This window comes from Nocardia goodfellowii (assembly GCF_017875645.1).
GTDB classification, from domain to species: Bacteria; Actinomycetota; Actinomycetes; order Mycobacteriales; family Mycobacteriaceae; genus Nocardia; species Nocardia goodfellowii.
In genome coordinates this window covers 2,756,843-2,771,323 of record NZ_JAGGMR010000001.1, presented here as the reverse complement: position 1 = coordinate 2,771,323, position 14,481 = coordinate 2,756,843, and the positions used below count along the sequence as shown (strand labels likewise).

14 protein-coding genes are annotated in these 14,481 nt (G+C 66.8%); 9 read left to right on the top strand and 5 right to left on the bottom strand.

Going from position 1 to position 14,481, the window contains the following annotated elements; genetic code table 11:
- Positions 1–159: 159 nt before the first annotated feature.
- Entirely contained in the window at positions 160–1,800 is a 1,641-nt protein-coding gene (locus tag BJ987_RS12300) for an acyl-CoA synthetase (protein ID WP_209888377.1), read from the top strand.
- A gap of 24 nt (positions 1,801–1,824) precedes the next feature.
- Here the strand turns inward: BJ987_RS12300 and BJ987_RS12295 are convergent, their stop codons facing one another.
- The gene (locus BJ987_RS12295) at positions 1,825–2,709 is read right to left on the bottom strand and encodes a LysR family transcriptional regulator (protein ID WP_209888374.1); all 885 of its coding nucleotides are present in this window, start codon (positions 2,707–2,709) and stop codon (positions 1,825–1,827) included.
- A gap of 75 nt (positions 2,710–2,784) precedes the next feature.
- Here BJ987_RS12295 and BJ987_RS12290 point away from each other — a divergent pair, with 75 nt between their 5' ends.
- From BJ987_RS12290 to BJ987_RS12280, 3 genes are all read left to right on the top strand, one after another.
- The gene (locus BJ987_RS12290) at positions 2,785–3,324 is read left to right on the top strand and encodes a cysteine dioxygenase family protein (protein WP_209888371.1); all 540 of its coding nucleotides are present in this window, start codon (positions 2,785–2,787) and stop codon (positions 3,322–3,324) included.
- Positions 3,325–3,433: 109 nt separating this feature from the next.
- Positions 3,434–3,997 carry a hypothetical protein gene (locus BJ987_RS12285; protein ID WP_209888368.1) on the top strand — a complete coding sequence of 188 codons (564 nt, stop codon included), beginning with the start codon at positions 3,434–3,436 and terminating at the stop codon, positions 3,995–3,997.
- 170 nt (positions 3,998–4,167) lie between these two features.
- Positions 4,168–5,628 carry a PepSY-associated TM helix domain-containing protein gene (locus BJ987_RS12280; protein WP_307869583.1) on the top strand — a complete coding sequence of 487 codons (1,461 nt, stop codon included), beginning with the start codon at positions 4,168–4,170 and terminating at the stop codon, positions 5,626–5,628.
- Positions 5,629–5,738: 110 nt separating this feature from the next.
- Here BJ987_RS12280 and BJ987_RS12275 read toward each other — a convergent pair whose 3' ends face one another.
- Positions 5,739–6,020 carry a hypothetical protein gene (locus BJ987_RS12275; protein ID WP_245365920.1) on the bottom strand — a complete coding sequence of 94 codons (282 nt, stop codon included), beginning with the start codon at positions 6,018–6,020 and terminating at the stop codon, positions 5,739–5,741.
- A gap of 12 nt (positions 6,021–6,032) precedes the next feature.
- Entirely contained in the window at positions 6,033–7,751 is a 1,719-nt protein-coding gene (locus BJ987_RS12270) for a sodium:solute symporter family protein (RefSeq protein WP_372446855.1), read from the bottom strand.
- A gap of 397 nt (positions 7,752–8,148) precedes the next feature.
- Between BJ987_RS12270 and BJ987_RS12265 the strand changes: the two genes are divergently transcribed.
- The 3 genes from BJ987_RS12265 to BJ987_RS12255 are packed head-to-tail and all read left to right on the top strand — an operon-like array spanning position 8,149 to position 10,935.
- Complete coding sequence (locus BJ987_RS12265) at positions 8,149–8,745, top strand: pyruvoyl-dependent arginine decarboxylase (protein WP_245365919.1); 597 nt, start codon at positions 8,149–8,151, stop codon at positions 8,743–8,745.
- A gap of 1 nt (position 8,746) precedes the next feature.
- Positions 8,747–9,322 carry a hypothetical protein gene (locus BJ987_RS12260; RefSeq protein ID WP_209888366.1) on the top strand — a complete coding sequence of 192 codons (576 nt, stop codon included), beginning with the start codon at positions 8,747–8,749 and terminating at the stop codon, positions 9,320–9,322.
- Positions 9,322–10,935 (top strand): GGDEF domain-containing protein, encoded by a 1,614-nt coding sequence (locus tag BJ987_RS12255; protein WP_245365918.1) that lies wholly within the window; start codon positions 9,322–9,324, stop codon positions 10,933–10,935. The genes BJ987_RS12260 and BJ987_RS12255 overlap by 1 nt, the downstream gene beginning before the upstream one ends.
- A 3-nt stretch (positions 10,936–10,938) precedes the next feature.
- Here the strand turns inward: BJ987_RS12255 and BJ987_RS12250 are convergent, their stop codons facing one another.
- Positions 10,939–11,697: a DUF6319 family protein gene (locus tag BJ987_RS12250; RefSeq protein ID WP_209888362.1), complete on the bottom strand. Its 759-nt coding sequence runs from the start codon at positions 11,695–11,697 to the stop codon at positions 10,939–10,941.
- 216 nt (positions 11,698–11,913) lie between these two features.
- Here BJ987_RS12250 and BJ987_RS12245 point away from each other — a divergent pair, with 216 nt between their 5' ends.
- Positions 11,914–12,390 (top strand): hypothetical protein, encoded by a 477-nt coding sequence (locus BJ987_RS12245; protein WP_209888359.1) that lies wholly within the window; start codon positions 11,914–11,916, stop codon positions 12,388–12,390.
- On the opposite strand, the gene BJ987_RS12240 is transcribed toward BJ987_RS12245, so the two are convergent.
- On the bottom strand, positions 12,387–12,998 hold the full coding sequence (locus tag BJ987_RS12240; RefSeq protein ID WP_209888357.1) for a TetR/AcrR family transcriptional regulator: 612 nt from the start codon (positions 12,996–12,998) through the stop codon (positions 12,387–12,389). The two genes, BJ987_RS12245 and BJ987_RS12240, sit on opposite strands and share 4 nt — an antisense overlap.
- A gap of 109 nt (positions 12,999–13,107) precedes the next feature.
- Between BJ987_RS12240 and BJ987_RS12235 the strand changes: the two genes are divergently transcribed.
- Complete coding sequence (locus BJ987_RS12235) at positions 13,108–14,478, top strand: flavin-containing monooxygenase (RefSeq protein ID WP_245365917.1); 1,371 nt, start codon at positions 13,108–13,110, stop codon at positions 14,476–14,478.
- Positions 14,479–14,481 lie beyond the last annotated feature (3 nt).

Genomic DNA, 14,481 nt, shown 5'->3' with positions numbered 1-14,481 from the left:
ACGGGGCCTTCGTGCTGCGTGAGATACATGACACAGCTCGTCACAGATGCTTGCTATTGTTAGCGCCAGCACTGGATCTCGATGTTGCGGTCTACACCACTCCGCACAGGTCTGCCCAGGGGTCGGCTCGACGAGTGGGATCGCGGAAGGTTGTTCTCGATGTCTCTGTCCGGCACCGCCCGCAAGGTGGGCGATCTAGCCTCCGGCGTCAATGTGATGCGCAAGCGCGGGCTGTTCAACCCGCTCCGCCTCGATCACGCCGCCAAGTCCGCGATCAATGTTCTCAAGTTCGGCCCGTTCGCCGGGGTCGTCATGCACGCCGCGCAGAGCACACCGCAGGCCGCGGCCATCGTCGACGAGCGCGGGGAACTGACCTTCGGCCAGCTCGACGAACAGTCCAGCGCCTTGGCCCGCGGCCTGGCCGCGCAGGGTCTGCGGCCCGGAGACGTGATCGCGCTGCTGGCCCGCGACCATCGCGGCATGGTGCTCAGCCTGCTCGCCGCGGGCAAGCTCGGCGTGCGCGCGGTGCTGATGAACACCGGTTTCGCCAAGCCGCAGTTCGCCGACGTCGCCGCCCGCGAACAGGTCAAGGCCGTGCTGCACGACAGCGAGTTCTTCGACCTGATGAGCGCCATCCCCGCCGAGATCCCGCGGGTGCTCACCTGGGTGGACGCCAAACACAACGCCGACCCTTCGATCCCGACCATCGAATCGGTCTCGGCCGGCCAGTCCACGGCCACCCATCCCGCCCCCGAGCAGCCGGGCGGCATGATCATCCTGACCTCCGGCACCACCGGCACCCCCAAGGGCGCGCCGCGCGACCGGGTCAGCCCGATCGCCTCGGCGCAGTTCCTCGACCGCGTCCCGCTGCCCCAGGGCGGCACCATGATCATGGCCGCGCCCATCTTCCACGGCACCGGGCTGTCCCAGTTCACCCTCGGGCTGGCGCTGGGCAACCGGGTGGTCTTCCAGCAGCGGCGCTTCGATCCCGAGCAGACCCTGGCGAATATCGTGAAGTACCAAGCGGATTCGCTGATCGTGGTGCCGACCATGTTGCAGCGCATCCTGGATCTGCCCGAGGAAGTGCTGGCCAAGTACGACCCGAGCAGCATCAAGGTGATCTTCGCGGCCGGTTCGGCGATCGCGCCCGACGTGGTCACCCGCAGCCTGGACTACTTCGGCGACAGCCTCTACAACCTGTACGGGTCCACCGAATGCGCGGTCATGACCGTCGCCAACCCGGCCGAGCTGCGCAAGTCGCCGACCACGGCGGGCAAGCCGCCGGTCGGCATCCGGATCGCACTGCTGGATGAGAACCGCAAGCCCATCACGACACCGAATGTCACCGGAACCATCTTCGTAGACAACGGTTTCGCGTTCTCCGGCTACACCGACGGCCGCAACAAGGAGATGGTCGGCACCCTGATGTCCAGTGGGGACGTCGGCCACTTCGACGCCGACGGCCTGCTCTACATCGACGGCCGCGATGACGACATGATCGTCTCCGGCGGCGAGAACGTCTTCCCGCTGGAGGTGGAGAACCTGCTCGCGGGCCGCGAGGACATCTTCGAGGCCGCCGTGGTCGGCGTGGACGACCGCGAATACGGCAAGCGCCTGCGCGCGGTCGTGGTGCCCAGCCCGGAGTCCAAGCGGGATCCGCAGGAGATCAAGGATTTCGTGAAGGCCAACCTCGCCCGGTACAAGGTGCCGCGTGAGGTGATCTTCCTCGACGAACTGCCGCGCAACGCCACCGGCAAGCTGCTGCGCAAGCCGCTGATCGAGATGGAAGTCGAAGCCTGATCCTCCGACCCGCGGCGCCCGCGCTCATATCGCGTGCGGGCGTCGCTGGGTGACGGCGGCCAGCGCGTCCAGCAGAGCGCGGGTCGCCGGCGGGTCCGGCGGTGCACCGTAGGTGGCGGCGTAGATGTGCCGCGCCGAACCCGGGATCTCGAAGGCGGCGACGCCGGGATGGCGATACGCCGCCAGGGCGAGGCGCGGGATCAGCGTCACCCCGACACCGCTCGCGACCAGCGCCTGTTTGGTGGCGATATCGTCGGTGGTGCAGGTGATCTTCGGGGTGAAACCCGCGTCGGCGCACACCCGCACCAGGTTGTCGCGCTGCCGCTCGCATCCGGCGATCCATCGGGTATCCCGGTGCGCGGCAACCGAATCGCGATCGTCGCCGAGCGGGGTGAGCAGGCAGGTCGGGTCGTCGAACAGGGAGGTCAACCGGACGCCGGAGTCTTCGACGGCGTGCTCGTTGCGGTAGGCCAGCGCGACATCCACCGCTCCGGTCCGCAGCATGTGCAGCGCCTCCGGCGGATGGGTGTCGGTCAACTCCAACTCCAGACCCGGATGTTCGGCGGCGAGGCGTTCGGCGACCCGCGGCATCAGCATGAGCATGGCTGACGCGAAGGTCGCCACCCGCACCGTTCCGGCGCGCAGCCCGACGTGCGCGGACAGTTCCATCGCCGCGATGTCGAGCCGCCCGAGTATCTCGGCCGCCCGGTCCGCGAGCAGCCGACCGGCCTCGGTGAGCCGAATTCCGCGCCCGGCCCGCTGGATCAGTCGCGCGCCCGTCTCGGCTTCCAGCCGGGCCAGGTGATGACTCACCGAGGGTTGCGAAAAATGCAGCTCCCGGGCGGCTGCGGTGACCGAACCGGTGCGGGCCACCGCGACGAGTACGCGCAGGCGTCCCACATCCAACATTCATCAACGATATCTATGTTCCGCCAAGGTTTTTGGCATTAGACCTATGGTTCTCGAGCGCGCACGCTCGAAGCCATGGAACTACTGACGCAAACTCGTCCCGGTCTCTCCCGTCTCATCGACGGCATCCGTCCCGCACTCGGTGCGGGTGACCCGCACCGCATCGCGACCGCGGTGGCCGAGGCGCTGCGGACACACCGCCCCGGCACCGGCATCCTCACGGCCGGCGAACAGCGCGGAGCCGAGACGGGAATCGGCCGGGTGCTGCTGCACACCGAGGAGCGATTCTCGATCCAAGCGGTGATCTGGCAGTCCGGGCAGGAGACCTACATCCACGACCACATCGCGTGGTGCGCGTTCGCCGTGCTGCGCGGGGTGGAGGAGGAGACGCTCTATCGCGACGACGGCGACCACCTCACCCTGCTCGGGCAGTCGGTGAACGGCGCCGGCGAAGTCAGCGGGTTCGCGCCGCCCGGCGATATCCACAAGGTGCGCAATCCCGGTAACACCCCAGCGATCACGCTGCACGTCTATGGCGCGGACCTCGGCGGCGGTCGCAGCAGCGTTCATCGCGTCTACGATCTGCCGGTTCGACCCAGGCCGGACCGATCCTGAGGCTTCGTAGCCGATCCGCGCTCCTGACCGGAAATCGCTGGTCGCACCCGGTTCTCACACCGCAGTCCGTACCGGATAGCGCAGGTGAACGGTCGGTTATCATCAGCGGGTGAGTAGAGAGTTCGGCCGGTCGGCTGCGGAGCACCGCAGCGCCGTCGCGCGGGTGCGCGGCGGAGCGGCCGGATCGATCTCAGGGGCGATCTCGATTGCCGCGCACGGCTGGGCCTCGGGCGGGATGACCACGGCGAGCACGACTTTCGTTCTCCTGGCCGGGGCCTCGGCGGTGGTCGGCGCGCTCGTCGCGGGCGTCGCGCCATTACGTGACACCGCCGGTGGATTGATCGCCGCGCTGGTCGCGGGTCAGTTGCTGGGCCACTTCACCATGGGCGTCAACTCCGGGCACCTGCATCACGGCGATGCCCAACTGTCCCCCGCCATGCTCACCGCGCACATCATGGCCGCCTGCCTGGCCGCGCTGATCATCCGAGGTGTGGAGGCGGCGTACCGGATCGGCATCTCCGTGCTGGCGCGAATCCTGCCCGCGCTGTGCCGCGCGCCCGGCATCCCCGACGCCGCGCCCTTACGGACGGTCTACCGCGACCGCGTCATCCTGCGCATTCTCGCGGCTGAGACCCTCCGGACGCGGGGCCCGCCCCGCCGCGCTCTCGTCTGAATTCACCCACACCCGGTAACTGCCGAACCTGACGCTGTCTCGCCGCGGAGCGCTGCCACATCGCGCGGGCCGCTGCCGGCCAGTCATCGTTCTGTTCGCGCTGCGTCGCAGCTGTCCTCGCGACGGCCGACAACGCCACCGGGTCCCCAACCCGACGAAGCGAAAAGACCGTGCTTACAACCGAAACTCCACCCGCTGACACCTCGGCGTCCCCACCCCCACCCGCCGGTTCGCGCACGCCCGCGACCCGCAACGGCCTGCAAGCGCTGGCCATGCGGCTGCACTTCTACGCGGGTGTGTTCGTCGCGCCGTTCATCCTGATCGCCGCCGTCACCGGCGCGCTCTACGCGATCTCGCCGACCCTGGAGAACTTCACCTCGAAGGACCTGTTGCGGGTCGAACCGCAGGGCCGCCCCAAGCCGCTGTCCGAGCAGGTCGGCGCGGCCGTCGCGACGCGACCCGACCTCGCGCTCGTCGCGGTCTCCCCCGCGCCCGGCGCCACGGACACCACCCGGGTGATCTTCCACGATCCCGCGCTCGGGGAATCCGAGCGCCGCGCGGTGTTCGTCGACCCGTACACCGCGCGCCCGGTCGGCGACTCCGTGGTCTACGGAAGCTCGGGCGCGCTACCCCTGCGCACCTGGATCGACCAACTGCACCGCAGTGTGCATCTCGGCGAAACCGGCCGCCTCTACGCCGAACTCGCGGCCTCCTGGCTGTGGATCATCGCACTCGCGGGCCTGGTGCTGTGGATCCGCCGGGTGCGCGGCCGCCGCGCCCGGAACTCGGCCGCGTGGCTGCTGCGACCGGACCGCACCAAGCACGGCCGCGCGGCGACCATGAACTGGCACGGCGCCCTCGGCCTCTGGACCCTGCCGGTGCTGCTGCTGATCGCCGCGACCGGGTTGACCTGGTCGACCTACGCCGGCGCGAATGTCACCGAACTGCGTGAGCGGCTGAGCTGGGTCACGCCGTCGGTGAGCGCGTCGCTGCCCGGATCACCCACGCCCGCAACGGCTTCCGGCGGCGAGCACCAGCACGCCGGACACGAGATGCCGAAGCCGGCCGACCCGGAACAACGGATCGGCCAGCTCGACACCGTCTACGCCGTGGCCCGCGCCAACGGCGTGACGCAGGGTTCGGAAATCGGCATTCCGTCCGAGTCCGCTCAGGCGTTCACCATCAAGGAACGACGGCTGCCGGGCACCTACACCGTCGATTCGATCGCCGTGGACGGCCGCACCGGCCAGGTCACCGACCGGCTCGGCTACGCCGACTGGCCGCTGATGGCCAAACTCAGCAACTGGGGTATCGCCTTCCACATGGGCCTGCTCTTCGGTCTGCCGAATCAGCTGCTGCTGCTCGCGGCGATGCTCGGGCTGATCGTCGTCATCTGCTACGGCTACCGGATGTGGTGGCAGCGCAGGCCGACTCGCGGCGGTGCGGCATTCGGCCGCGCGCCGCGCCGGGGCGTGCTGCGCACAACCTCGCCCTGGATCACGGTGCCGCTGGGCGTGGCGGCGGTCGCCATCGGCTGGTGCGTGCCGCTCGTCGGGCTCAGTCTGATCGCGTTCCTGATCGTCGACGTGCTCGTCGGCCTGGCGCAACGCAACCGCTCCACCGCGGTCTGAGTGCTCTACTCGCTCAGCGCATTACGCGTCGGCGGTGCCGCCTCCTCGGGGCACCGCCGACCGGCCTGGCCGGTGCCCGGGGCAACGGCCTGTACTCGAACCCGGCCCGGCTACTTGTTGTCGAACGGGTCGGCTTCGCGGGCGTCGGGCGCGGCTAGCGGGTCGTCCGAGGCAGCCACCTGCACCTGTTCCGGGACGACCGGTCGCAGCGCGGCCCACGCGATGAACAGCAGTCCGGCCGCCAGCATGGCGAGACCGGCCCACAGGTTGATGTTCCAGTCGCCGGTCTTGGCCTTCTCCTCGGCGGTAAAGGCGACCAGCCCGGTGATGCTGAGGATGATGCCGTAGAGGGCCAGCAGTGCGCCGACAATGGTGCGAATATCGAAAAGCATTGCGGGACTCCTTTATCCGGCGAGCACGTTGAGCAGGATGACGAGCACCAGCGCGATACCCGCGAGCAGGACCGGACGCTGATACCAGGGCAGTGACGCCTGTTCCGGGTCGGTGCGCATCTCCTCGGGCGTCTCGGAGTAGACCAGCCCGACGAGCTCGGCGGCGGGCTTCGGCTGGGTCACCATGGTGACGGCCACGCTGACCACGATGTCGACCACGAACGCGACCCCCGCGGCGACGAAGCTGGCGCCCTGGCCGGAGAGCGTGAACACACCCGCCTCGTGCATCAGGAAAACGGTGACCGCGGACAGGGTTCCGAAGACCAGGCCCATCCAGCCCGCGGTCGGCGTCATCCGTTTCCAGAACATGCCGAGGATGAAGGTCGCGAACAGCGGGGCGTTGAAGAAGCTGAACAGGGTCTGCAGGTAGTCCATGATGTTGCTGAAGTTGCCGGCGATCATCGCGGTGAAGATCGCGGCGACCGTGGCCCCGACGGTCGCCAGGCGGCCGACGGTCAGGTAGTAGCGATCGGGCCGTTCCTTGATCACGTACTGCTGCCACAGGTCATAGCTGAACACGGTGTTGAACGCGGAGATGTTGGCCGCCATGCCCGCCATGAACGCCGCCAGCAGACCGGCCAGGCCGACGCCGAGCAAACCGTTGGGCAGGACTTCCTTCATCAGATACAGCAGTGAATCGTTGTATTTGACGTCTCCGCTGTAGTCCGGGTTCGCCGCCTTGGCCTGTTTGAACTCCGCCATCTGCGGCACCAGCACCGCGCTGATCATGCCGGGGATCACCACGATCAGCGGGATGAACATCTTCGGGTAGGCGCCGAGGATGGGCGTGCGCCGCGCCGCCGAGATCGAGTGCGTCGCGAGCGCGCGCTGGACCTCGACGAAGTTGGTGGTCCAGTAGCCGAACGACAGCACGAACCCGAGCCCGAACACGATGCCCAGTACCGACATGAAGTTGTCGGCGAATCCGCTGAGCTCATTGCCCGGCCAGGAACTCAACTGCGCTGAGCCGCCCGGTGACGCGGAAACCTTGTCCTTCAAGCCGTCCCAGCCGCCGACCCGGTGCAGACCCACCAGGGTGAGCGGCAGCAGCGCGGCCACGATGACGAAGAACTGCAGCACCTCGTTGTAGATCGCGGCCGACAACCCACCGAGGGTGATGTAGGAGAGCACGATCACCGCCGCCACGATCACCGAGATCCACAGCGGCCAGCCGAGCAGCACATTCAGGATGGAACCGAGCAAGTACAGGTTCACGCCGGCGATCAGCACCTGCGCGATCGCGAAACTCAGCGCGTTCACCAGATGTGCGCCGGTGCCGAACCGCCGGCGCATGAACTCCGGCACGCTGCGCACCTTGGAGCCGTAGTAGAACGGCATCATCACCACGCCGAGGAAGAGCATGGCCGGGATCGCGCCGATCCAGAAGTAGTGGAACGTCGGGAAGCCGAACTGCGCGCCGTTGGCCGACATGCCCATGATCTCGACCGCGCCCAGATTCGCGGAGATGAACGCCAGACCCGTCACCCACGCGGGCAGTGACCGGCCCGACAGGAAGAAGTCGATACTGCTGGACACCCGCGACCGGGCCAGCAGGCCGATCCCGAGCACGAAGACGAAATACAAGGCGACCAGCGCGTAGTCGACCGGCGCTGCGTCCAGCCGCAGCTGCCCGTCGGCCAATAGCTGCCCAGTCGAAGCGGTTACGAACACGGGTGAGTCGGCAAGCGGCACAGCGTCGTCCCTCCTGGCGGTGAAACCTGGCGTCGAGCAGGGTCCTGCGAGTGTGGGTGGTACCCGCCGGACATTGTCGGCTGCCATCTACTGTGCGCGACCGCGCCGCGCCGCAAGACCACATTCGACGATAAACCTGGTCAGTTGCTTAGTCCACGCGGGTCGCTCGCCGGTCGCTCGAACAACCGTCCTATGACGTGACCCACCTCACACGAAAACCGCACGGCGGCAAGGACATCGGATCCCGCTTCGGCGACACGCCGGGTGAGCACGGGTTTCGCCGCGTCCCCGTGCGGGATCGCGGTTCGTAGCGCACAGTCAATTTGACGCAAAATCGACCGGCAAAATGGGTCGGATGTTTCAGTGGGAGGGCACTATGATTCACACAACCCCACGCAGCGGCTTACTCGGGCTGCAGTGGTTCGATCGACGACTACGCCCGCCCCTCGGCCGGATTCGCGCCGCGCATACCGGCGTACCCACCGCTGACGGGGCACCACTGACGATCGAGATCGGCGCAGCGACCGGGGTCGGGCCGACAATCATGTCCGCCTTCGACGCGGCACTGCGTGAGCTGGGAGTGGGTGATGCCAACTTGATTCGGCTTTCCTCCGTCATCCCGCCGCGCGCCGTCCTCGAACGCGGCGACCGCGTGCGCAAACCCATCGGCTGGGGTGATCGGCTCTACTGCGTCTACGCCGTGCAGCATGCGACCGAGGCCGGGGTGTCCGCGGCCGCCGGCATCGGCTGGGTCCTGCGTGATGACGGCTCCGGCGCAGGGCTTTTCGTGGAACATGAAGCGGAGACATCCGAGGAGGTCGAGCAGTTGATCCGAGCCAGCCTACGCGATATGACCGCAAATCGTCCGGAAAGCTTTGGGCCCGTGCAACTTTCGATCACCGAGACGAAATGCGCCGGCGATCCGGCCTGCGCGTTGGTGCTCGCCGCGTATCACACGACACCGTGGAGCTGAGATGACCGGACCGGAGCTGCACGTCACCATCGAAACCGAGATTCCCGCGGAGCAGATCGAGCAGTTTCACAAACTGTACGAGGACGCCTTCGGACCGATGCGCACTCGGGCGATCGCCCGACAGGTTCTGCATCCTGAGGAATTCCAGGCGGAAATGGTCGACCCCCGCATACAAAAACATGTGGCACGCACCACAACCGGCGAACCGATCGGGCTCACCACACTAACCAGACATCTGGAAACAGTGCCCTGGATCAGCCCGGATTACTTCCGAGCGCGCTTTCCCGAACATGCCGCGCGCAACGCGATCTACTATGCGGGGTTCACTCTCGTATCCCCAAGTGCGCGACAAGGGGACGCCTTTCATGCCATGATCAAATCAGCTGTCCAAGTTTTGGTGGCCGAGCGCGCAGCGGTCGGTTGGGACATCTGCTCGTATAACAACACTCATCGATCGATCATCGACCGAGTTCGGGTGGTGCTCGATCAGCAGGCGAACGTCGAAGTCGCGGTGGAGGATTCACAGACCTACTACGCCGCGCTGTTCACCGAGGATGGAGCGACCAAGGGGGGCTGATGACAATCAGCGAAGAGCAGTCGACGAGCGAGCCGTTCCCCTTCGGAACGCCTTGGTGCATGCTGCTTCTGGTAGGTATGTCGGCGCTGATCGCGCTGCCGCTGGTCGTCGATTTCCCAGCACTGGCACTGTTGTCCATGCTGGTCGTCGTCGGCGGCGCGCAGTTCATGATCGCGGTCGGCCTGCGCCGGCACCGGCCCGCGCAACCGCTGCCCTGGTATTTGATCTCGGTATCGGCGGTGCTGTCGGCCATCGGCACCGCCTTGCGCGAGTTCCCCGCGGAATCGGTCAGCCCGATCGATGACATGTTCACGCTCGCGGGCTATCTGGGGATCGGAGTGGCCGCGACGCTGTGGCTGCGGCCCCGCCAGGTGCGCGGAAACTACGACCTGTTGCTCGATTCCACGCTGATCGGGCTGGGCGCACTCCTCGCCTCCTGGACTTTCCTGATCTCGCCGATCCTGCAGGTGAACGCGGCCACCCTGAACACCATCGCCGCGGCCACCTACCCGGTGCTGGACGCACTGCTGCTCACCTTGGTGGCGCATTCGGTGGCGACGTCGACCCGGTCGGAAACATCGCTGCGCCTGCTTCATCTCGCGCTGTTCTCGGTACTCGTCGGCGATCTCGGCTACAGCCTCGACACCGTCGGCACCGCGACGTTCGGACACGAGATACTGGTCACGCCGCTGCTGGTGGGCTACGCGACCGTCGGATTCGCGGCGTTGCACCCGACGATGACGAGCCTCGGCGGCCCGCGCCGCATCCATCCCCATCACTCCCGGCAGCGCGCCAGTTTCATCGCGGTCGCGCTGATAGTGGCGTCGCTGGTGCCGGTGGTGGGTTCCAGTCTGGGCACGGTGGACCGGGTGGTGGTGTCGTCGCTGTTCGCGCTCTTGCTCATCGGGGTGCTGGTGCGCAGCGAACGGGCGATCCAGCGCAGCCAGCGCAGCGAGCGCCGCGCCCAATACCAGGCCGACCACGACATGCTCACCGGGCTGCTGAACCGCGCGGCCCTGCTGCGCGCGCTCAATCGCAACAGCGAGCACTGGGCCGGGCAACCGCTGTGCCTGCTGTTCATCGACCTGGACGGCTTCAAGGGCGTGAACGACAGCTACGGCCACGCGGTCGGCGATGAGCTGATCGCCAACGCCGCCTCCCGGATTCGGCGCGTCGTGCGCCGCGACGATGTGGTCGCCCGGTACGGCGGCGACGAGTTCGTGATCCTGGCGCCGCTGGGGCGGCAGGAGGCCGCGATGCTGGCCGAACGACTACTGGGCGCATTCGTGCGCCCCTTCGAGCTGAGCGCCGGCGAGGTACCGATCACCACCAGTGTCGGTATCGCCTGTACCGGTCCGCGCACCTCCGACGCGAGCATCTACGACCTGATCCGGGAGGCGGATTCGGCGATGTACCACGCGAAGGAATACGCGCTCGGCTACACCTTTCACGACGATATGGCTCGGCACGACGAGATGCGCCACACCGCCGCACCGGCGGCCGCATGGAAGGCGCAGCCCGTCGCCCGCCGGGGCGTCGCGGCACCGGCGCCCGCCGAGGCCGGGCGCCGGAGTTGGCGGCCGGCCCCCCGGACTACGAGTACCGCGGTCTAAGAATCAGTCCGCGAGTTCGTCCAGTAGCCGACGGGCCTGTTCGAGCTCGGCCTGCAAAGCGGCGACTTTCTGCTCCTGCACCTGCCGGGCGGCGTCGAGAATGCCCGAAACGACCTCGGCGACTTCGGGATGCAAGATCTTGGCGGCCTGGGCCACGGCGGAGCTCTGCACCGGCAGCCCGCGCACCGTGCGCTTCTTGCCGTTGATCACCTCGACGGTCCATTCGCCGTCGGCGGTGCCGTTCAACGTCACGGTGACCTCGGGCGCCTTCGCCTTGCGCACCGCGGTGGACTTGACCGGCTTGGCGGCCGGCTTCGCGGCAGCCTTGGCCTCGGGGGCCGATTCGACGGATTCCGATTGCGCGCCAATCGGTTTCATACTGTCTGCCACCGGGGCGGGGGCGGGCTGATTCGCAACGCTCGTCATGGTCGACGGCTGGGTCACAGTGGATTCCTTCCTGGTTGTCGACTTCGGCTGAGCAGTTTTCGAGCTGACCGCCTTCTCCGGGTTCCGCGGCGGCTTGGTCAACGTCACCTCGGTGGGAGAGAAGGACAGTACATCTTTCGAACCGGTCGGACGGACCTGCAGGAAATCTCCGTCGGCCGGGTCGCCGAGCGATACCACTTTGCCGGACCGGCCCTCGGGCACACCGACCGCGGCAGCGGTGAACCAGACCATCGGCGGACGACCGCCCTCGATGTCCTGGGCGATCTGCTGAATCTCCGTGTCCGACAATGGCTTGGGCTTGGTCTTGGGCGGCATGGTGAACTCCGAGCGGTTTCGTAACTGACTACGGTTCGTCGTGCAGGGCTGCGTGCACAGATGATGCCGCACGGCACCGACAGATTTGCACCGCGTCACCGAATCCACGCCGTGCGCACCAAGCCGAAGAGTTGCCGACACGCACATCCCCAGGTTCAGCAAACTCTCAGCTACATTCTGGTAATCGCCCGGACGCGTACCAGCAGGAGGAGTTCCATGCGCAGGATCGCCGCCGTCATACCCCTGGTCATCGCCGCGGTCGTCTCGACCGCGGCCCTGTCCGCCTGCGGGCGGGACCAGTCGGACGCGGTCGCGGCGGCCGATCCGGCGGGTGCGCACGATGTCGCGACCGAGCACAGTCCGGCCCCGGCGACGCCCGCCCCCGCGCCGGTCATCGCCGTCGCGGTCTTGAATTGTCAACGTCAGCCAGAGATCCGGCCCGCCGCGATCATCCTCACCTGCGCCGACCGGAACATGATCATCGACCGGATCCGATGGGACAGCTGGACCGACAGCGGAGCGTCCGGCCGGGGCATGGAGTCACGCAGTGTGTGCCATCCGGACTGCGCCTCGGCCCCACGGCAATCGTTCCCGGTCACCGTCGAGCTGACAATGCCCGCGGACGGAGTCTTCACCACCCTCACCAAGACCCCGGACGGCGGCGCGCCGGAGGTCCTGCCACTTTCCGGCTAATCGGGCGCCTGTAATGCCGGAAACCAGATATCGCTGAGTACCTCGGCCGCCTGGGCCGCGGTGACGTCGATGGTGCCCTGCATGGCCCAGCGGGTGAAGAATCGTTCCAATTGGGCCACAAGCAGTTCCACGCGCAGCCGGGCCTCGTCCTGGCGATCGTCGGGCCAGCGCGCCAGATATGAGGTCATGGCGTTGGGCAGGGCGAGGATGCCCTGCTTGGCGATCTCCCGGAACTCCGGTTCCAGTGCGGTGGCCTCGTCCCAGGCCGGCAGCAGATCCTTGTACTCCTGGAACCATTCGATCGCGCGGGTCATCCAGCCGACGAACTCCGCGCGGGACCCGGTGTCGAGCACCCGGTCCAAATCCTCGTAGAAGTGCAGGGCGCTCGGCGCGGTGCTCTGTTCGGCCACCGCCCGCAGGACGTCGAGTTTGCCGGTGAAGTGCAGATAGAAGGTGGCACGGCTACAGCCGACCGCGGCGGCGATGTCGTCGACCCGGACCGCCGCGTAACCCTGGCTGCTGAACAGGGCTTTCGCGCCGTCGATCAGCTTGGCCCTGGTCTGCAGTTTCTGTTCGTCCCGCAAGCTCGGCTTAGTCACACTGGACATCATGTCATTCACTAGACAGCGCGTCTAGCGAGTGTTAACTTGTTGCCTACGTCACTCCGGAGCCCGTCGGCTCTCGGCGACGGCAGCTTGCCAGATGAGGATCACTGCATTGACTCCACGAAATCTCCCCAAGGTCTGTGTCATCGGCGCGGGACCATCCGGAATCACCGCCGCGAAACGCTTGCAGGAGTTCGGCATTCCGTTCGACTGCTTCGAAGCCTCCGACGAGGTCGGGGGAAATTGGTATTTCAAGAATCCGAACGGCATGTCGGCCTGCTACCAGAGTTTGCACATCGATACGTCCAAGTTCCGCTTGGCGTTCGAAGACTTTCCCGCGCCGGATGATTGGCCGGATTTCCCGCACCATTCGCAGCTGTTCGAATACTTCAAGAATTACGTCGACCACTTCGGTGTGCGCGACAAGATCATTTTCAATACCGCGGTGACCGCCGCCGAACGACAGTCCGACGGCGCCTGGTTGATCACCACCAGCGACGGGCAGACCCGCGGCTACGACGCTTTGATCGTCTGCAACGGCCACCATTGGGATCCGCGAATCCCCGATTATCCGGGCGAATTCGACGGTGTGCTGATGCACAGCCACGCCTACAACGACCCGTTCGATCCGGTCGACATGCGCGGCAAGAGGGTCGTGGTGGTGGGCATGGGCAACTCCGGCCTGGACATCGCCTCGGAGTTGTCCCAGCGCTTTCTCGCCGAGCAGCTCATCGTGTCGGCCCGGCGCGGGGTGTGGGTGCTGCCGAAATACGTGCACGGCACGGTCGGGGACAAGCAGAGCGTGCCTCCGTGGCTGCCCCGCAAACTGGCGCTGAAGCTCAAGCAGCGGTTCGTCCGGAAGTTCCGCGGCGAGATGGAGTTCTACGGTCTGCCCAAACCGGACCACAAGCCGTTCGAGGCGCATCCCTCGGCGAGTGAGGAGTTCCTGCACCGCGCCGGATGCGGCGACATCACCTTCAAGCCCGCCATCACCGCGCTGGAGGGCCCGCGCGTGCGCTTCGCCGACGACAGCACGGCGGAAGTCGACGTGATCGTCTGCGCCACCGGATATCACATCAGCTTCCCGTTCTTCTCCGACCCGGAGCTGGTGCCGGACAAAGACAATCGACTGCCGCTGTTCAAGCAAATGATGAAACCGGGCGTGGATAACCTGTTCTATCTCGGCCTGGCCCAACCGCTGCCGACCTTGGTGAACTTCGCCGAACAGCAGAGCAAGCTGGTCGCGGCCTATCTGACCGGGAAGTATCTACCGCCGCCGGAGGCGGACATGCGCGCCGACATCGCCGCGGCCGAACAGAACAAGCGCGAGCGCTACTACGACTCGCCGCGGCACACGATCCAGATCGAGTTCGAACCGTACGTCCGCGACATGTTCAAGGAAATGGCCAGGGGCGCCAAGCGTGCCGCCGCCGCGGGAAACGCGCTGCCGGTTCCCGCCCGCGTACTCGAGCAGGCGGAGTAGACC